Annotated in this window: 13 protein-coding genes; 4 read left to right on the top strand and 9 right to left on the bottom strand. The window is 34.4% G+C overall.

Features of this window, described 5'->3' with window-relative positions; genetic code table 11:
• Positions 1–15: 15 nt before the first annotated feature.
• Positions 16–1,257, top strand: a complete 1,242-nt coding sequence (locus DM397_RS20585; protein WP_111379365.1) for a glycosyltransferase family 4 protein — start codon at positions 16–18, stop codon at positions 1,255–1,257.
• A 71-nt stretch (positions 1,258–1,328) separates the two neighbouring features.
• Here DM397_RS20585 and DM397_RS20580 read toward each other — a convergent pair whose 3' ends face one another.
• From DM397_RS20580 to porU, 8 genes are all read right to left on the bottom strand, one after another.
• Positions 1,329–2,219 carry a helix-turn-helix domain-containing protein gene (locus DM397_RS20580; RefSeq protein WP_239457887.1) on the bottom strand — a complete coding sequence of 297 codons (891 nt, stop codon included), beginning with the start codon at positions 2,217–2,219 and terminating at the stop codon, positions 1,329–1,331.
• 71 nt (positions 2,220–2,290) lie between these two features.
• Entirely contained in the window at positions 2,291–2,842 is a 552-nt protein-coding gene (locus DM397_RS20575) for a carboxymuconolactone decarboxylase family protein (RefSeq protein ID WP_111379363.1), read from the bottom strand.
• A gap of 422 nt (positions 2,843–3,264) precedes the next feature.
• Positions 3,265–5,112, bottom strand: a complete 1,848-nt coding sequence (locus DM397_RS20570; protein WP_111379362.1) for a hydrolase/aminopeptidase — start codon at positions 5,110–5,112, stop codon at positions 3,265–3,267.
• 91 nt (positions 5,113–5,203) lie between these two features.
• Entirely contained in the window at positions 5,204–6,841 is a 1,638-nt protein-coding gene (locus tag DM397_RS20565) for a pyruvate dehydrogenase complex dihydrolipoamide acetyltransferase (protein WP_111379360.1), read from the bottom strand.
• Positions 6,842–6,845: 4 nt separating this feature from the next.
• Positions 6,846–7,844, bottom strand: coding sequence for a pyruvate dehydrogenase (acetyl-transferring) E1 component subunit alpha (gene pdhA / locus DM397_RS20560; RefSeq protein ID WP_111379359.1), 999 nt, complete (start codon positions 7,842–7,844; stop codon positions 6,846–6,848).
• Between the two features lie 159 nt (positions 7,845–8,003).
• Positions 8,004–8,486, bottom strand: a complete 483-nt coding sequence (gene cdd, locus DM397_RS20555) for a cytidine deaminase (RefSeq protein WP_111379357.1) — start codon at positions 8,484–8,486, stop codon at positions 8,004–8,006.
• Positions 8,487–8,566: 80 nt separating this feature from the next.
• Positions 8,567–9,772 carry a type IX secretion system outer membrane channel protein PorV gene (porV, locus tag DM397_RS20550; RefSeq protein ID WP_111379355.1) on the bottom strand — a complete coding sequence of 402 codons (1,206 nt, stop codon included), beginning with the start codon at positions 9,770–9,772 and terminating at the stop codon, positions 8,567–8,569.
• Positions 9,773–9,812: 40 nt separating this feature from the next.
• Positions 9,813–13,649 carry a type IX secretion system sortase PorU gene (porU, locus tag DM397_RS20545; protein WP_111379353.1) on the bottom strand — a complete coding sequence of 1,279 codons (3,837 nt, stop codon included), beginning with the start codon at positions 13,647–13,649 and terminating at the stop codon, positions 9,813–9,815.
• A 212-nt stretch (positions 13,650–13,861) separates the two neighbouring features.
• Here porU and gldJ point away from each other — a divergent pair, with 212 nt between their 5' ends.
• Both gldJ and DM397_RS20535 read left to right on the top strand, forming a co-directional pair.
• Positions 13,862–15,547: a gliding motility lipoprotein GldJ gene (gene gldJ / locus DM397_RS20540; RefSeq protein ID WP_111379352.1), complete on the top strand. Its 1,686-nt coding sequence runs from the start codon at positions 13,862–13,864 to the stop codon at positions 15,545–15,547.
• 118 nt (positions 15,548–15,665) lie between these two features.
• Positions 15,666–16,949 (top strand): UDP-N-acetylmuramoyl-tripeptide--D-alanyl-D-alanine ligase, encoded by a 1,284-nt coding sequence (locus DM397_RS20535; protein ID WP_111379350.1) that lies wholly within the window; start codon positions 15,666–15,668, stop codon positions 16,947–16,949.
• Positions 16,950–16,995: 46 nt separating this feature from the next.
• Here the strand turns inward: DM397_RS20535 and DM397_RS20530 are convergent, their stop codons facing one another.
• Entirely contained in the window at positions 16,996–19,875 is a 2,880-nt protein-coding gene (locus DM397_RS20530) for a triple tyrosine motif-containing protein (protein WP_111379349.1), read from the bottom strand.
• A gap of 345 nt (positions 19,876–20,220) precedes the next feature.
• Here DM397_RS20530 and DM397_RS20525 point away from each other — a divergent pair, with 345 nt between their 5' ends.
• The gene (locus DM397_RS20525; protein ID WP_111379347.1) at positions 20,221–20,415 is read left to right on the top strand and encodes a hypothetical protein; all 195 of its coding nucleotides are present in this window, start codon (positions 20,221–20,223) and stop codon (positions 20,413–20,415) included.
• The last annotated feature ends 183 nt before the right edge of the window (positions 20,416–20,598 follow it).

Below are 20,598 nucleotides of genomic sequence, written 5' to 3'. Positions count from 1 at the left end.
TGTGAAACAAAGTTTATGAATCAAATAAAAAAACTTTTAATTATTGGGTTTGTTTGGCCAGAGCCAAAGTCTTCTGCTGCAGGCGGAAGAATGATGCAATTGATTTCTATTTTCAAGGAGAATGGATTTGAAATCACATTTGCAAGTGCGGCTCAGGACAGCGATTTTATGGTTGATTTGTTCGAATTTGGAGTAATTAAAAAAAACATCGAACTTAATTCTTCAAGTTTTGATGATTTTGTAGCCGAATTAAATCCGGATGTTGTCTTGTTTGATCGATTCATGATCGAAGAACAGTTTGGTTGGCGAGTTGTTGAAAAATGTCCAAAAGCGATTAGAGTTTTAGATACAGAAGATCTGCATTGTTTAAGAACTGCAAGGCAAAAAGCTTTCAAAGAAAACCGCATTTTTGAATTAGAAGATTTATTATCTGAAGAAGTGGCAAAAAGAGAAATTGCTAGTATTTTGCGATGCGATGTATCTCTTATTATTTCTGAATTTGAAATGAGTATTCTAAAAGATGTTTTCAAAATCAATGAAGATTTGCTTTTTTATCTTCCTTTTTTGGTTGATGAAATGAAAGAGGGAGATTTGCTGGAATTGCCTTCTTTTGAAAAACGAAATGATTTTGTTTTTATTGGAAATTTTCTTCATGAGCCAAATTGGAATACTGTTCAATATTTAAAAGAAGCCATTTGGCCTTCTATAAAAAAAGATTTTCCAGAAGCAGTTTTGAAGGTTTATGGTGCTTATCCTTCGCAGAAAGTATTGCAGTTGCATCAGCCTAAAAACGGTTTTTACATTATGGGAAGGGCAGAAGATGCCAATGAAATAGTAAAAAATGCAAAAGTAGTTTTAGCGCCAATTCGTTTTGGAGCGGGTCTGAAAGGAAAATTATTAGAAGCCATGCAATGCGGAACACCAAGCATAACCACTTCTGTTGGTTCAGAAGCTATGTATGCAAATTTACCTTGGAATGGTTTTATTGAAGATGATCCAGCAGAATTTGCTAAAAAAGCTATTGAGTTATATCAAGATGAAAATCTTTGGAAACAATCTCAAAAAAACGGAATCGAAATCATTAATAAATGCTATCAAAAAAAGGATTATTTAGAGAAATTGATTTCATTGACAAATTCCCTTTTGATTGATTCAAAAAGCCATCGTCTTCATAATTTTATGGGGAATTTGTTGCAGCATCACGCTTTTAAAAGCACAATGTACATGTCAAAATGGATTGAAGCGAAGAACAAATAGTCGCAGTTTTCAGTCACAGTTTTCAAGTCTGTAATTACTGAAAACTGTGACTGAAAACTGAAAACTCTAAACTAAGCTTCTATTTTGCCAAAACCAACAGTTTCACGATACATTTGAGGTGAAACATCAGCATTGGTTTTAAAGAAACGGCTGAAATAATGTTCATCGTCATAACCTAATTCGTAGGCAATTTCTTTTACGGTTTTATTGGTCAAGTACAATTCTCTTTTAGCTTCAATAATAATTCTTTCTGAAATTAAATCGGTTAAGGTTTTGTTGAAATAATTCTTAGACAATTTTGCTAATGCTTTTGGAGAAATGTTTAATAACTCAGCATAATTTCCAGCTGAATGTTTAGTTTTAAAATTGAGTTCAATTGCATCTTTCAAGCTTTGAAGAATTAAAGGCTCTTTTGAATCTGGAACTGATTTCATTTCTTCAAATTGTTCTGTTTTTAATCTTGAAGCCGTAATTAGAAAAATCTTCAAATAAGAAATTAGTAATTCATATTGCGCCAATTCAGCATTTTGAATTTCGGCTTTCATTTGATCAATAACCATATTAAAAGTCTGCGAAGCTTGTTCTGTAACTTGAACATACGGAGGTTGATAAATGTTATTGAATAAAACGCCATTGCACGAAACCTCTTTTTGATGCATATGAATGCAATAAAAATCAGGATGAAAGTGAATGGCAATTCCTTCAATCGGTTCGTTTACACAAAGCATAAAAGGTTGATACGGAGAAAAGGCAAGAAGAGAGTTTTCTTCAAAATGATGTTCAGCAAAATCAGCTTTTACCTTGCCTTTTCCTTTGGTTACCCAAATTAAAGAATAATAATTGTTTCGCTGTAAGTGGTCGAAATGGCTGTTGTCATCAAAAGGAAGGATTTTAAAAGCCAAATTTCCGTTCTGCGGATTGATTAAAGTGAAAACATTTTGAGAGCTCATATTCGGTTTCATTTTTAAAAACATAAAGATAGTCATGAAATGAATTCACAACTATCTCTATAACTTGTTTTTTATTGTCTAGATTAGTTTTGCAATTCCAAGTTAGAAACTTTTGGAAAGTCGATTTCTGTATTGGCTACGTTGTTGAAGTAGTTTGTCAGAACGTTTAAAGCTACATGTGCAATAGTTTCTGCAATTTCAGCATCAGAAACTCCAGCGTTTTTAGCTTTGTTTACATCTTCGTCATTTATTAAACCACCTTTGCTGATTAATGTTTTAGCCAATTGTAAAATCGCTTCTGTTTTCGCGTCATCAGAATTTCCTGTTCTTGCAGCGTGTAAAACCGCTGGATCTGTTTTTACTAGTTTTTCTCCAATAAAGGTGTGAGCTGCCAAACAGTAATCGCAAGAGTTGCTTTCTGAAACGGCTAAGGCAATTAATTCACCTGTTTTTGCACTTAATTTTCCGTGGCTCAAAGCGCCGCTTAAATTTAAATATCCTTCCAAAACCACTGGAGAATTTCCCATTGTTCTCATCATGTTTGGTACAACGCCCAATTTTGCTTGAACAGCGTTGAATAAATCTTTAGTTTTTCCTGTTACTTCTTCTGGGTTTAATGCTGTTAATCGTGCCATTTTATTTAATTTTTAAAGTTGTTATTTGTTGTTGTCTTTTGACATTACAAAGTTGCGACGATTACAGATTTTAAAACATGGAGAAAGTACGCTATGTAATGGATAATTTTCCCTGATGTTTTTTTAGGAGCTATTTCCCGCTATCCGTTCCAATCTTTTGTGTCTCGTTAAAGAAACGAGACACAAAAGGATTTCCACTTCTATCGGGGCTAGGGCACTCGTTTTCATAAGATTGTTTTTCGTTTAGTTTGTTATCCTGACGAAGGAAGGATCACACACGAAACTCGACAAAGATTAAGGGATTGCTTTGTGGAATTTCTAGTGCGATCCCTCGTTCCTCGGAATGACAATTATTGCGAATAAAAAAAAGAGTCTGTTCTTAAAAAAACAGACTCTTTTAAACTTATATTCTAAAAAAAAAATTACTTCAAAACACTTGCTGCATCCTGAATAGTCGTTGCATGATAACCAGATTTTGCTTTATCAAAAACTTTTTTAGCCCAAACTTTTCCTTCTGGAGTTTTAACCATTTCTTTATAAAGCATCATGATAGAGCCAGTTCTGCTGCTTCCAATTAAAAATTGTTCAATTGCAGGATCAGCAGCTTTGTATTGATGGCGAATTGCCTGAACAAACCATTGGCGTTTGATAATGAAATTACCGCCCTTGGTAAAGTTGAATTCCTTGTCAATTGCTTCCATTTCCTTTGCAGTAATATCAGCGGGAAGATGATCTATAAAATGCTGTTTTTCGGCAGTTGTGGTGATTTTTTTGCTTAAACCTGCAACGCCAGTTTCTCTCCAGCTTTTTTGGATAGCGTCAATTGCATCAAAATCGGCAGAACTTACAGGAACAATGTTTGATGGAATTCCTGGTTTGTAAATCCAGTTATCTAATTGGATTTTATCTGCTAAAGCCTTGTCTCCTTTGATAAGATTTTCGTTTAAATACTTTACAAAATCTTCTGTTGTGATCGATTGAAAAGCATGAGAATCGAAATAATTTTTAATAAACGGATCGAATTTTTCGCGTCCAACGGCATTTTCAATTACCCTTAAAAAAGAATATCCTTTTACATAAGGAATCATGCTGATTCCGTCATCAGGGTTTCTTCCTGTCAAGCTAACTTTTAATCTTGTATCTGGATTTGTATCTCCATATTCGGCAACATTGTCAACCAATTCTTTATTGGTGATAACGTTTTGCATGTCAAATTCTTTTTTACCGAAAATAGCTTCTCCAATTCTATGTTCCACATAAGTAGTAAAACCTTCGTTTAGCCAAATATCATCCCAAGTTGCGTTTGTAACTAAGTTTCCGCTCCAGCTGTGTCCTAATTCGTGTGCTAGTAAGCTTGTAAGCGAACGATCTCCGGCAAGTACTCCTGGAGTTAAGAAAGTCAAGTTTGGATTTTCCATTCCGCCATAAGGGAAACTTGGAGGTAAAACCAAAACATCGTAGCGTCCCCATCTGTATGGTCCGTATAATTTTTCTGCTGCATTTACCATTTTGCCAAGTTCAGCAAATTCGTAAGCAGCGCTTTTTAAAACAGATGGTTCTGCATAAACTCCAGTTCTGTTATCGATTGCTTGAAATTCAATATCTCCAACTGCAATTGCCATTAAATAAGAAGGAATTGCTTTGTCTTGTTTGAAAGTATAGACTCCAGTGTCATTTTTCTTCTGCGGATTTACAGCGCTCATAACCGCCAATAAATCTTTAGGAACCGTAACTTTTGCATTATAAGTAAAACGAATTCCTGGCGAATCCTGACACGGAATCCAGGTTCTAGACCAAACGCTTTCTCCTTGAGAGAAAACAAAAGGTTTCTTTTTGTCTGCAGTTTGCTCTGGTTTAAGCCATTGCAAAGCCACACCATCTTTAGTAGTATTGTAATAAATGTTTACTTTGGTTGTGTTTGGTTCAATTGTAATATGAAGCGGTTTTCCGTGAAATTCAGTATCTGCTCCAAGTTCAAATTTCGTTTCTTTTTCTTCGTCGCCTAAAGTTACTTTAGTGATATTTAAAGTGTTTTCATCGAAAATAATTTCGTTTCCTTTACTGATGTTGTCAATTGTCCAAGATGCTTTTCCTGAAATAGTTTGTGTGTCAAAATCAACTTTGATATCAAGATCAAGGTGCTTCGCAACGGCAAGTTCTGGTTTGGAGTAACTGTGTTCGTCTGTAACAGTAGCCGTTTTTTCTGTTTGCCCTTTTTTCTGGCAGGCAATTGCTGTCAGAAATAAAGCGACAAGAATTAGTTTCTTCATTTTGTGAGGTTTTGAATTTGAGGATGAAAATTAAATAAAAAATCCCATTTTGAATAAACAAAATGGGATTTAATTATAAAATTAACAAAGATTACGCCAACATTGTAACTGGGCTTTCGATGTATTGTTTTAATGTTTGTAAGAACTGAGCGCCAGTTGCACCGTCAATTGTTCTGTGGTCGCAAGCTAATGATAACATCATTGTGTTTCCAACTACGATTTGACCGTTTTTAACTACTGGTTTCTCAACAATTGCACCTACAGAAAGGATAGCAGAGTTTGGCTGGTTGATAATTGAATTAAATTCAGTAATACCAAACATACCAAGGTTAGATACTGTAAAAGTACTTCCTTCCATTTCTTGTGGTCCAAGTTTTTTATTTTTAGCTCTTCCAGCAAGATCTCTTACAGAACCGCCAATTTGAGATAAACTCATAGCATCAGTAAATTTCAATACAGGAACAACTAATCCGTCCTCAACAGCTACAGCAACACCAATGTTTACGTGGTGGTTAATGATGATAGCATCTTCTTTCCAAGTAGAGTTGATTTTTGGGTGTTTTTTCAATGCTAAAGCACAAGCTTTGATTACCATATCGTTGAAAGATACTTTTGTATCTGGAACGCTATTGATAGCAGCTCTAGCTTGCATTGCTTCGTCCATGCTTACCTCGATCACTAAGTTGTAGTGAGGAGCAGTGAATAAAGATTCAGAAAGACGTTTTGCAATGATTTTACGCATTTGAGAGTTTTTGATCTCTTCTGTGTAAACTTCACCAGCAGGAACAAATACTTTTGGTGCAGCAGGAGCAGATGCTTCTTGTTTAGCAGCAGGAGCAGAAGCAGCAGTTTGTGCTTGAGCAGATGGAGTAAAGTTTTCGATATCGCTTTTTACGATTCTTCCGTTTTCTCCAGATCCTTTAACTTGGCTTAATTGAATTCCTTTGTCAGAAGCGATTTTTTTAGCTAATGGTGAAGCTAAAATTCTTCCTCCGTTTGAAGTTTCAGCAACAGCTTCTGTAGCTTGTGCAGCAGGTGCAGCTTTTGTTTCTTCAGCAGCAGGAGCACTTGCAGTTGCAGCGCCACCAGCAGTAAAGTTATCAGCAACTCCAGAAATGTCAGTTCCTGCAGGTCCGATGATGGCTAATAAGCTGTCAACAGGAGCAGTGCTTCCTTCTTGAATTCCGATGTATAATAATGTTCCAGCATTGAAAGACTCAAACTCCATTGTAGCTTTGTCTGTTTCAATTTCAGCTAAAATATCTCCTTCAGCTACAGTATCGCCAACTTTTTTCAACCAAGTTGCTACAGTACCTTCAGTCATTGTATCACTCAAACGTGGCATAGTTACAACTATAACACCTTTTGGTAATTCAGCCGCTTTTGCAGGAGCAGCAGTTTCAGTTTTTGCTTCGGCAGCTGGAGCGTCCGCTTTTGGAGCTTCGGCAGCAGGAGCATCACCACCAGCTAAAAGAGCAGAAATATCTTCTCCTTCTTTACCGATGATAGCTAATAATGAATCAACTGGAGCAGTTTCTCCAGCTTGAATTCCGATATGTAAAAGAGTTCCTTCGTTAAAAGATTCGAACTCCATAGTTGCTTTGTCTGTTTCAATTTCAGCTAAGATATCACCTTCGCTTACTTTGTCGCCTACTTTTTTAAGCCAAGTTGCTACCGTTCCTTCTGTCATAGTATCGCTCAAACGAGGCATTGTTACTTTAATCGCCATGATATTATAATTTATGAGGTGTAAATGGATAGTCTTCTTGTGCGTATACTACATCGTATAATTGTTTTAAGTCTGGGTATGGAGATTCTTCAGCGAATTTCGCACACTCTTCAACCAAGTCTTTAACTCTTTGGTCAATTACTTCAATTTCTTCTTCAGTAGCATATTTTTGATCCAAGATTACGTCAAGAACTTGCGTAATTGGGTCGATTTTTTTGTACTCTTCAACCTCTTCTTTAGAACGGTATAATTGCGCATCAGACATAGAGTGTCCTCTGTAACGGTACGTTTTCATTTCAAGGAAAGTTGGCCCATCGCCACGACGTGCTCTTTCGATAGCTTCGTGCATTGCTTCGGCAACTTTTACAGGGTTCATTCCGTCAACAGGTCCGCAAGGCATTTCGTAACCTAAACCTAATTTCCAGATGTCAGTGTGGTTTGCAGTTCTTTCTACAGAAGTTCCCATTGCATAACCATTGTTTTCAACGATAAATACAACTGGAAGTTTCCATAGCATAGCCATGTTAAAAGCTTCGTGAAGAGAACCTTGTCTAGCAGCACCATCACCAAAGTAAGTCATAGTAACACCGCCAGTATTAAAATATTTGTCTGCGAAAGCAATACCCGCTCCAACTGGGATTTGAGCACCTACAATTCCGTGTCCACCGTAAAAACCGTGTTCTTTAGAGAAAATGTGCATAGAACCTCCCATACCTTTAGAAGTCCCTGTTGCTTTTCCTAAAAGCTCAGCCATTACATTTCTTGGATCAACGCCCATACCAATTGGTTGAACGTGGTTTCTGTAAGCAGTAATCATTTTATCTTTGGTCAAATCCATAGCGTGCAATGCACCTGCTAATACAGCTTCTTGACCATTATATAAGTGTAGAAAACCTCTAACTTTTTGTTGGATGTATAACGCTGCAAGTTTGTCTTCAAACTTTCTCCAAAGTAGCATGTCTTCATACCACTTTAAATATACCTCTTTTGTAACTTCTTTCATCTGAATTCTTTCTTTTGCTAAAGTTGTTTGTGTTATCGATTATTGTGCCTGTAACGCAAAATAGTTTCCTCCCACAAATTTGCGCCCGAAAGGTCGGGATGCAAAAATAAGACATTACATTTAAGAACTAAAATTAAAACGATACTTTTTGGCTTTTTTTTACAAGAACTTTTTATCAAACATCAATGGGAGCAAATTTTTTAGGGATGACGATTTGTAAATCTCACCAATTTCTCCCATAAAATAGATTTCAATAGGGGTGTCTTGTTTTATCTCGTATTCTGCTATTGATTGTCGGCAAGATCCGCACGGCGGAATAGGAGCAGTTGTCTGATTAGTGTCTGAAGCTGCTGTAATTGCCATTTTTAAGATTTTGGCTTCTGGATAGGTGCTTCCTGCATAAAAAATGGCTGTTCTTTCAGCACAAAGTCCAGACGGATAAGCGGCATTTTCTTGATTGGAACCTAAGATTATTTTTCCGTTGTCTAAAAGCAAGGCAGCGCCAACTTTAAACTTTGAATAAGGGGCATAAGCTTTTTTTCTGATTTCTACAGCTTGGGTCATTAGATCCTGAATATCGGCTGGAAGTTCATTTAAATTGTCAAATATTGTAAATGAAGAGGTTATGTTGATTTCTTTCATCTGTTTATAAGGGAAAAAAAATCCAAATTCCTAAAATGCTGGAATTTGGATTGAATTATTTTTATTGTAATCTTTTTTCTTTAGTAATTATCGTATTTGTCTCCAAAGTTAAACGTTAAAGAGAAACGAAGTGTGTTTTCTAAAGGATTTTTTATTTTCGAAGCTGAGAATAAGTACGAGACATCAATTTTCATGATGTTGTATTTAAATCCTGCTCCTAAAGAGAAAAACTGTTTAGCGCCTTTTTCTGGACTTTCATGGTAATATCCTAATCTGAATGCAAAAGCATCTTGATACATATATTCACCAGCAATGCTATAGGTTACCTCTTTCATTTCTTCTTTAAATCCGCCTGGAGCGTCTCCAAAAGATTTGAACATTCCTTCGAACCAGCCAATATCGTTATAATTTCTATAGCCAATATCTGTTGCTTCTTGCTGCGAAATATCTTCAGGGTCATCGAAGTCTCCGTCGCCATTTACATCTACTGGTGTTCCGATTCCTGGAGGTGTTGGAACTAAAAGTTTAGTAAGTTCAGCACTTAAAGTAAGTTTGTTGTAATCGTCAAAAATAAAATCAAATCCTCCACCTAATCTTAAATTAGCAGGTAAGAAGTTTGAGCTTATGTTGTCGTTATCGTAGCTAATTTTTGGCCCCATATTCTGAAGGTTGATACCAGCTCTCCATCTTCCGTTGAAATCTTGATAAGCAATTTCTTCTGATTGATAAAAAGCAGCTACGTCAACAGCAAATGAACTTGCAGATGTTGCATCAACTTCTTCTGAAGCGACTTTTAAATTTGAGTTAATAAAACGTGCGGCAACTGCCATAGAGAATCGGTCACTTAATTTAAGTGAATACGATCCGTCTAAAGCAAACTCGTTTGGATTTACTTCTCGTACGGCCTCATTTGGATCTCCTGTGTATCGTAACTCGATTCCTCCAAAACCAAAATAACGAAAACTTCCTGCAAATGCGCTTCGTTCATTGATTTTGTTGTAATACGTAACCTGACCCAACGAAATGTCATTGGCAAGATCTGTTAAATAAGGAGTGTAACTGATGGAAAGGCCTTGTGCATCTTCAGAAAATGCATACTTGGCGGGGTTCCATTGTTGTGAGAAAACGTCGGCAGAAGTGGCTACTCCTTGATCTGCCAAACCTGCTGCTCTAGCATCAGCAGCGACTAATAAAAAAGGTACTCCAGTAACAATAGGCCTTGATTCCTGAGCCCTTGAGGTGTAAATGCTAAAGATACAAATTAATAAAAGTGATAGTTTTTTCATTTATGGGATTAGTGTTTTGGTAGTGCAAATATATATAATATTATAGGATGACAAGCTTTTCGTATTTTTCTGCTTTTTTATTTGTTAAATTCGATTTTACAGTCAGTTTGTAAATGTACACTCCTTTTCCGATTCTGTCGCCAAAATCATCTCTTCCGTCCCATGTTATTTCTCTTGATAAAAATCCTTCTGTTGTAACGGTTTGATTTTTTGTCCAGACTACTTTTCCTGTAATAGTCATTACCTGAACTTGTACATCTAATGGCTCATAAGGTCGGTTATGAGAAAACCAAAATTGTGTATAAGTTGAAAATGGATTAGGGTAATTAAGAACGTGTGATAGTGTCAAGGAGTCGTCTCCTACAACTGTAAATTGAATTTCACTCGTAACGGGATTATTGTAAACATCCCAAGCAGTAAAACTTATAGTATGCAGTCCAGGGGTTAAATTTCGAAATGGAAAGCGTAAATTTCCGTTGGTGTAATCGTCTAATTTTGTTTGATAGTAATCATTCAAAATATAAGGATTACTTACGTCTCCATCCAAAATGGCAACAATGTCATGTCCGATTCCGCTTGCTGTATTAATTCCGTTTTCATCTTCTAAAAAGGCCAAAAGAAATGGCGATTCATTCGTAATTCCTCCAGATACAAAGGTTTCATCGTTCATATATAACTTCACTTTTGGATTTATATTGTCCTGAGGTGCATTTTCATTTATCCCTCCAATTTTTATGGCGCTATTATAGCCGGTTTGGTTTTCTAATGATTCGTTTTTTTTCGAATAAAAGCTGATTCTGCCATTGTCAACGGGAACCCTGATGTCTCTAGGGACTACAAAACTAAATTCAAATTGTCCATTGGTTACAGATGCATTTCCTCTAAAGATGGTTTCTCCGAGAGTTTTAAACTGCATTGGAGGGCTAAAGCCATCATTGTTTAAGGTGGTATTTGTGATTAACTTGTCAAATATGGCGGTCGCTAATTCTCCGTTATAATTGTTTAAAAGAGTATTGTTTTCGTCTGTTATTTCTCCTGATATTTTTATTTTAGATAATGATTTTAAATCGGGAATCGCTTGCGAAATCACAATATCGTTCACTTTCGTTAAATTAATTCGTGGTTTTGGAATAGCGAGCATTAAAGCAGGATCGCCTATATAAAAGACAACATTGCTAGAAGAGCTAGGATTTTCATTTTTGGATATTCTTAATGATTCTGCAATAGTATTGTATTGATTTGAACCATAAGAAAGAAGGTTTTTACTCAGTGTTTTGTTAAATTCTTCGGCATTTGTTTGTCCGATTTCGCGAACTGTAGTCAACATTGAAATCGCGCCTCCTTTCGGATTCCAATATACATATTCGCCGGCTGTTGGTCTTGTAGGGTCATCAAAACGAGAAAATTCACATGTAATGGTTATGAATAAGGGGTATTTGTATTGATTGCTAAGGTTTTGTCCGTCAGATTTCTCCCAAATTCTTTCGCTTGCTAATCCATCTTCACCGCCATGTCCTAAATAATTAAATATTAGAGCGCCTTTTTCAAAAGCATTAAAGAAATCAGTTCTCGCTTTTGGGTATCGCGATCCGCCAGCAGAAGCTTCTTGAGTATAAGCATCCAGAAAAATTTTATCAATATTAAAAAAAGGTTTTTCAGTCGCGATTAGATCTGCAAGTGCGTTTTGGTTGGCTTGCAAAGTTTGGTCGCCTGGTCTATCTGAGTCATCGCTAATTAAAACGACATTGTTTCTCCAATTTCCGTAAGATTTTATGTCATGATATTCGATGACTTTATTGACCATTTCCTGAGCTTGCGCGTTGTCTGAAACTAGCATTCTTCCTAAAGCAATATCGATCCCGCCAAGAGACGGAATAACAACTCCTTCGTTAGCATCCATTAATCCGTAAAAATCATCAGAGGCAAATGAAGCTTCGCCGACAGTATTGCTTATTAAGGATTGGTAGATAGGTACAATATTAGTGTTGTTTGTAATTCTGTCTTTGTAATCATACGAAGCGTCTCCGAATAAGTTTAAGTAGCGCACTCTCTTATCTGGTGAAGAAGCATTGTCGTAAACATATTTGACACAATTTCGAATAGCGGCAATGTCTTGTTTGCCAGAAGAAAATTCTTGATAGATGTTTTCCAAAGAAATAACCTTTACGATTAAACCAGAATTTGTTCTGTGAAAATTGGCCAATCTCTCTGCTTGAGAAGCTAAAGATTTTGGAGTTATTATAACATAATCAATATCTTGAAAAACATTTTGGCTGTTTCTAAAAATTGTTCCTTTTAAATTTTGATTGGCAATTTTTGACTGATTTTCTTTTAGTGGAGTGTAATAATCAGAAGGATCTATTGCAACATATTTTCTAACCTCTCCTAAATTAGCTTTAAAGCTAAAAGAAGACTGATTGGTGTTTTCAGCTTTAGAAGCATTATATAGGTCTGTGACGTCCCAAATTTGAGTTATTCCTGATGCGTTTCCAATAGTATAATTGACAATTCCAGCTGTAGAACCTGCAGCGTTGTATTGAAAATGAAATTGTTTGCCTAAGCCTAAAAGTTTTCGTTTTGCTGTTAGGTTGATGTAATCCAGATAGCCTTTTGATCCTGGAACACCATTATTATTATAGGTAAGTTTTATTTTGATATTGTCTGCTCCGGTAAATTGAGTATTTGCAGGAAGTTTGCCTGTGGTGTATTTTGTGTCAGAATTGGGTATTAAAGATGAAAAATTTATGGAGCCTACATTTTGTCCGTTGGCTGTTATGGCAAAAGAAGTAGGTGTAAAAGATGCGGCAGCTGCGTTTATCTCAATTTTTACAGGTGCAGAAACGTCTAGGTTTGGAAAACTAAAAGTGAATTCCTGTTCTTGATTAATATCAAATGATTCTCCGAGCCATTGACGTCCAAGATGCACAATGTTGGTTTGGTCGATTTCGTGGTATTGATAGTCATCAAACGTGTTTAATTCTAAAGTGCTATTCCCTGTCGGTTGATTTAGGTTTTGAATTCGCTTGCCATCTCCTCCAGAAACGGTAATATAATAATAGGACTTGGTGTCGTATAAGTTTAAATTGGTTTGGCTTTCAGAATTCCAGTTGTCAGTTCCTTCAGCATAAAAAAGAATATAATCTTCATTGTTAAAAACACCGTCGTTTTCGCCAGTTATTTGTATGGCATTTTCTGTTAAATCATCTGGGTAGTAATTGCTGTTGGCAAGAGGGAGCATTCTTCCGCCGTTTCCATAAATTTTTATTCTTCTCGGATCAACTTTAGAAACGTCAAATCCTAAACTTTGCAAAAAAGACCTATCTATTTTATAAACCCCTGATTTTTGGATATAAAAGCGATACCAATCTCCAGAAGCCAAAACAGAATTTACTATTGCCGCCGATTTTTGAAATGAAGAAGTCGATGCAGTTCGCGTGTTTGAATTGCTAATAAAGTAAGAAAAGGACTTTATGCGTTTGTAGCTGTTTCCTGCCTTAATTATTGGTGATAAAGAAAGGAAAGAATATCGTATGTCTCTTGCGTTTGTAACTATTATGGATTCATTAGGTGTCTCAGGGATATTTTCAATTGTTAAATCTCCTAAATCAGCGCTTGAAATCGATTCATATACGATGTTGCTAATTTGCACTGAACTGCCGTTTGAAATGCCAGATTGATTTAGGTTTTGAAGTAATGCGATGCTTTTTTTTGTAATGTCGAAGCGGAAACTGGTTCCTAAAAAGTACGGAATTATGATTTTGCTTTCGCCATAATTTATCTCTTTTTTATTTTGCCAATCGATTGTTATAGCTCCATTTGTCTGTGAAAACGAGATGATTGGGATTAAAAAAAAGTAAATTAGAAATGCTTGCTTCATCTGTTAAAAAGGCGAGATTTAATTAAAAAATATTTAGTAAGTAAAAATATACTATTTCATGTTATAGTAATAATAAAAAGTATATTTTTGCGTTCGTAACTAAAGGTTATTTTCTGGTAAAAAACAGCTAAATAAAATTATTAGAACAGATGTTGCCAATTAAATGTTAATTATTATATTGCAGCACCTAAATTTATCACCTAAGAATGAGTATGAAAGTAAACAAAATTGTAGTCTTGCAGTTAATGATGTCAATGGTATTGATGTTGGGCACGGCTAGTTGTAGCAAAAAATCGAGTTCCACTCACGCTTCTAGAGCTACTGGCTGGGATGTAGATAGTCAGAATGGAACTGCTGCCAGAAATGCAGGTAAAAAACAACAGGCTGGTCCTGGTTTGGTTTTTGTTGAAGGAGGTACGTTTACTATGGGTAAAGTACAGGATGATGTTATGCACGATTGGAATAACACGCCAACTCAACAACACGTTCAATCATTCTATATGGATGAAACCGAAGTTACGAACGGTATGTACTTAGAATACCTAGAGTGGTTAAAGAAAGTTTTCCCACCAACAGAAGAAAATTACAAAAACATTTACGAAGGAGCATCTCCTGATACATTAGTATGGAGAAATCGTTTAGGATACAACGAAACGATGACTAATAACTATTTAAGACACCCATCTTATGCTAACTATCCTGTAGTTGGTGTTAACTGGATTCAAGCTGTTGAGTTCAGTAAATGGAGAACAGACCGTGTAAACGAGGCTGTTTTAGAGAAAAACGGGTATCTTAAAAAAGGAGCTAAAACAAATGATGTTAATGCTGAAAATGCATTTAATACTGAAGGATATTTAATGTCTCCAAGTACATCACGTGGTGCAAGCGAAGAGATTGTAATAAAGAAAAATCCTGACGGAAGAAGACCTAAAGCAGGTAAAGATGGTGTTGTGCCAGAAGAGAAAAATGTTTATGCTCAACGTTCATCTGGAATTATTTTACCAGAATACAGACTTCCTACAGAAGCTGAGTGGGAATACGCTGCTGCTGCTGATGTTGGACAAAGAGAATACAATATTTATAAAGGACAAAAGAAATATCCTTGGTCTGGAGATTACACACGTTCTAACAAACGTAAAAACAAAGGTGACCAATTGGCTAACTTTAAACAAGGAAACGGTGATTACGGTGGAATTGCAGGTTGGTCAGATGACGGAGCAGATATTACAAATGCTGTGAAAAGTTATGCACCAAACGATTTCGGTCTATATGATATGGCAGGAAACGTTGCAGAATGGGTAGCTGACGTTTACAGACCTATTATTGATAACGAGGCAAATGATTTTAACTATTATAGAGGTAACCAATATGCTAAAAACAAAATTGGTAAAGATGGTAAAATTGAAATCGTTACAACATCTACTATTAAATATGATACTTTAAGTAATGGTAAAGTTATTGCAAGAAACCTTCCGGGAGAAATTGCACAAGTGCCAGTTGACGAACAAGAAACGTATTTAAGACAAAATTTCAGTACAAGCGATAACATCAATTACAGAGATGGTGATAAGCAATCTTCTAGATTTTTTGATTTTGGTGATTCAGAGTCTGGACCTAAAGCAGATCAGGCAATGTACAACTCTCCTAAACATAACGTTACAACAGACAGTTTAGGAAAAATGATCAGAAAATATGATAACTCTAGTAAACGTACAACTTTAATCGATGATAAAGTAAGAGTTTACAAAGGAGGTTCTTGGAGAGACAGAGCTTACTGGTTAGATCCAGCTCAAAGAAGATACTTCCCTCAAGATATGGCAACTGATTATATTGGTTTCAGATGTGCAATGTCTAGAGTAGGTTCAAAATCTGAAAAAAGAAAATCTCCTAGAAACTAAGATTTAGGAATTCAAATAATAAAAAATTCCAAATTCCAAAAGCTGAATATTCAGTCTGGAATTTGGAATTTTTTTATTGTTTTTTTTCTACTTTTATGACTTATTAAAAAATATATAAATGAATATTCAAGACATTCATAACTTGTTTTTACAATGCAGTTCTCTGTCTATTGATACAAGAAAAATCGAAAAGAATTCGATGTTTTTTGCTATTAAAGGGGAGAATTTTGATGCTAATACATTTGCTAAAGAAGCTTTAGATTTAGGAGCTCTATTTGTTGTTATAGACAATGAATCTTATTTTATTGACGACAGGACTATTTTGGTAGAAAACAGTCTCCAAACGCTTCAGGAATTGGCAAAATTCCACAGATCTTATTTGGCTCTTCCAATTGTTGCTTTGACAGGAAGTAACGGAAAAACAACGACAAAAGAATTAATCAATGTTGTGCTGTCAAAGAAGTTCAAAACAAAAGCGACTATTGGCAATTTAAATAATCATATAGGTGTGCCATTGACTTTGCTTTCTTTTACCAAAGAAACTGAGATTGGAATTGTTGAAATGGGAGCCAATCATCAAAAAGAAATCGAATTTCTATGCCAGATTGCACAGCCAGATTTTGGATATATAACCAATTTTGGAAAAGCACATTTGGAGGGTTTTGGTGGAGTAGAAGGAGTAATTGCGGGTAAAAGCGAAATGTATCAATATCTTGCAGCAAACCAGAAAACGGTTTTTGTAAATTTGGAAGATCCTATTCAGATTGAGAAATCAAAAGAAATAAAATCATTTACTTTTGGAGTAAAAAAGGAAAATGCGGATTTAAATATTCAGAATATTTCAGCTAATCCTTTTGTGACTATCGCCTACAATAATTTTTCTGTGGAATCGCATTTAATTGGACTTTACAACGCCAATAATATTAATGCGGCAGTAGCAATTGGAAAATACTTTGATGTTAAAGAAAGTGATATAAAGAGCGCTATTGAAAATTATATTCCAGCTAATAATAGGTCTCAAATGATGCAAAAAGGATCAAATGAGATTATTTTAGATGCTTATAATGCTAATCCTAGCAGTATGGCTGTTGCGATTACCAATTTCCTACAGTTAGACAAGAAAAATAAGATTATGATTCTTGGAGATATGTTCGAATTGGGAGATGAAAGCCTTTATGAGCATAAAGTTATAGTGGATTCTTTAGCAAATCAGAATGAAGCTCAATGCTTCTTATTGGGAAAATCATTTTTTGCGAATAAAATTTCGAAGGAAAATATTCAGTTTTTTGAAACATTCGATGCTTTTGCTGAATTCCTTACGACCTTCAAATTTGATTCTAATATGATATTAATAAAAGGTTCGCGAGGTATGGCCTTAGAGCGAACGTTAGAATATATTTAAAAAAAAGTAGAGGCTGTCTCAGAAATTTTCAAGACAGCCTCTTTTTTTAAATACTCATTAAAAATCCGATTAGGTTTTCCTTTTTGTTTAGCCCTAATTTCTTTCTTAAACGATAACGGGCCAATTCAACTCCACCTGTAGAAATATTCATAATTTCGGCTATTTCTTTGGTCGACATATTCATTAATAAATAAGTAGATAAATCTAATTCTCTAGGAGAAATAGTTGGGTACTGGCCTTTTAGGCGTTTTAAGAACTCAAAATGAACATTTTTAATGTGTTTTTCTAAGTCTTTCCAGCTTTTATCTGTATTTACTTCTTTTACAATACTTTTATGCAGTTTGCTAAACTCTGCTTTGGTAGTTTCATCCAATATTCCAGTATCGATATCTTTCAGTTTATGAATAATTCCATTTAAAACTTTATTCTTTTTTACAACCTGTAGAGAATTGTTTACTAGCTCTTTGTCTTTTGCTAAAATTTTGATTTGGAGCTTATCATTTTTCAGTTTTTCAATTTCTTTTTCCAAATCATGCTGCTCATGCCTGATTTTCGATTCCTTTTCAAGATATAATCTTCTCTGTTCTATGGTTTCGTAATACCTATTTTTTCTAATCTTCAATTTTATTCTGATAGAGATTAAATAAGCGCCAAGTAAAACGAGTACCAAGTAAAATAAATAAGCCAAAAAGTGCCTGTACCAAGGAGGTGATACAGTAAACTCGACCTCTGTGATATTCGATTCTATGCCATAACTGTTTCTGGCCCTTAATTTCATTACATAATTGCCTTCTCTTAAATTTGTATACTCTTTAATGGCTGTCGAGGACCAGCCACGCCAGTTCTCTTCAAATGGCTCTAATTTATACGAATACATTACATTTTCCTGATTTTCGTACGTTGGAGAAGCAAAAGTAAATTTAACACGATTGTATTTGTAAGGTATGCTATATGATTCCAATTTATTGGTCAGATTTCCAGTTAAAATAGTATCTCCAGGATTCGTAAAACTTTCAATAAAAGCTTTTGGTTTTGTCATGAAAGTGCTTGGAATAGTTGAATTGTAATGCGCCAAACGATCTGTTAAACCTATGAAAATATTTTGCGGATCTATCGCGTTAACCGAAATATAATTGTTTACCAAATTCCCTGTTAAGTTCGAGAATATAGCTTGTTTCTTAGTAAAAGTTCCATTTTTATTTTTGACTAATACGCCAAGGGATTCATTAAACGCATACCAGAGGTTTCCTTCAGAATCCTCAATTAAGGTGTTGATAGTTGGGATTCCATCGAATAGTTTCGTTATTTTTTTATCCTCAAAAAAGGTTTCTTGTTCAACAGAATATCTATAAAAATGATTTTTTACTTGGAAATATACTTTTCCGTTAATGCTTTGGAGACTGTTTATTCCTTTAAATTTTTCTGAAATGCCAACATGCTTTTTTATAAAATCAAATCTTTGTAGATCTTCAGAAAGCTTTACTTGGTATAAGAACGGATTTTTCTTGAGCCACAAATAGTTTGCATCTATTTCAACAGAAAAATTATTGGTCGTTTCATCAAATCCTTTTACTTGATGAAGGTAATCATATCCAGTGGCTGAGCGCTTAAAAATTGAAAACCCATTATAACTTTCTCCAATAATATAATTTTCGTGATCTGGTATTTTTTTAAACCCAAAATATCCTTTGCTATCCAGTATTTTTGACACCCTATTATTTTCAATAATTAAGGCTCCACTATTACTTGCACATATTAAAACATTATTTAAGACTTGAATATTCCAAACTTGAGAGATTGTTCCTTCAACTCTTGTAAAGGGACTATCTCTAAATGTGCTTCCCCAAGTATGGTAGAATAATCCTTGATTTGTGGCTACATAAAGATTTCCGTTATGAGTTGTCGAGGCATAGACTGTTCCTATATTATAACTATAGTCAAAATAAGAAAAAGGCGAATTCTCATTGATAAAAGTTATACCGTTGTCTAGACCAAGCCAGATATTGCTTTTTTTGTCAACAAAAGAAACAAGAATAGTATTGTTCTGAATACCTTTTTGACGATTTAAATGCTGGATTATTTTACCGTTTAAATCACAGATAATGGCTCCGTCTAACACAGAGTTAAGTATAATAAATTTGTTTTTGATGATTGATCCGCCAAGCGAAGTGTTTTTCTTGATGAACTCGTTGGCTTCTGTTGCCCAAGGTTTGATAATGCCATTTTCGGACACAAAAAGACCTTTTTCCAATGTAGCATATAATAATCTGTTATTAGGCAATGGAAAAAGAGACCATATTTCCTTGTCATTAAAAAAAGTAGTGCCTTTTATTGCAGTAAGTTTTCTGTTTTTATATTCAAGTAAACCCAGAGTTTTATCCTGAAAATACAAACGGTTATTTACTAAAAATGAAAACTGAAAATTGTGAGGCGCGGTTAGAGTTGTAACTTTTTCATTTTTTAGAAAAAAGACTTTGCTGAAAGACTGAAAGATAACTTCTCCTTTAAAAATATGAATTCTCCAAATAAGATTAATATTTTCCTTGTCTATCGGGCTTAAAAGGTTATAGAGAGAATGATATTTTAAAATTCCTTTTTCATCATTTTTAAAATATCCAAATTCATTATTTCCTCCAACAAATATTCTTCCCGAAGCATCAATTTTTAAGCTTCTGATCTCAGATTTGTTAGGTAGGGAGTATTTATGCCAGTTTGAGCCATCAAATTGTATCAGACCACTATTATTTGCAAAATAAATGTTTCCATTTTTATCCTGATCAATACTCCAGTTTTGAGTTCCGCCTTTATATTCTGATCTTTTGTAATTCTTTATATCTGGAATTCCGATATTTTTTACCTGAGAGAAATTTTTTGTATGTAAGAAAAATAATAAAAATAATGTGAAAGATCTAACTAAGGATTTCATAAAATTTTAAGTATAATTTTTATAATAAATGTTTTATTTTGATTTTAAGCTATTGATTTGTTAATCTTAAATAATGATATCTTTTAAATTATTTTTAATTTATATAACGATAGCCACTATTAAACTAATGTAATATACGTTTTTTTTTAAACTAACATTTATGTAATATTTTTTTTAAAATTAAAAAGCTGTAAATTAATAGATTATAAAATAAATGTTGTGTTTTTGTCATGTGTTAGAATTTGCTTTGAAGTGTTTTTATAAAAATATTTAGCCTCATTCTAATTGGAATAATTATTATCATTTCGCCAAATTACTAATTAATTAACCAAAAATTTTAGAAAAATGAAATTGATAAAAATATTTATTTTTTGTATTTCCTCTTTACTGTTTTTAATAGTTGCGTTTATTGAAGAGGCAAATGGAATTATTGATGATGAAAGAGGTTTCCCCATTTTAAGACGCGACAGTTTAGTAAACGGATCTAATAAAGCAATTCCTCTGACTTTATTGGAAATTTCAGATTGGTGTTTACTCTAATGAAACTTTGACCATTAATTTCATTGATTTTGAATTGGTAAATTGATAATAAGTAAAAAAACAAATTTCACGATTGTTCTCAAGACAATATCTCAATATTTATGCGAAGTGATGGTTTAGCAAATACACTACACTAAGGGAAACTGTGAAAAACTCTTTTTTATGTAAGTTTTTAGACTGTGT

Source organism: Flavobacterium nitrogenifigens (genome assembly GCF_003254565.1).
In the GTDB taxonomy this organism is placed as follows: Bacteria; Bacteroidota; Bacteroidia; order Flavobacteriales; family Flavobacteriaceae; genus Flavobacterium; species Flavobacterium nitrogenifigens.
This window is presented reverse-complemented; position numbering and strand designations above follow the sequence as displayed.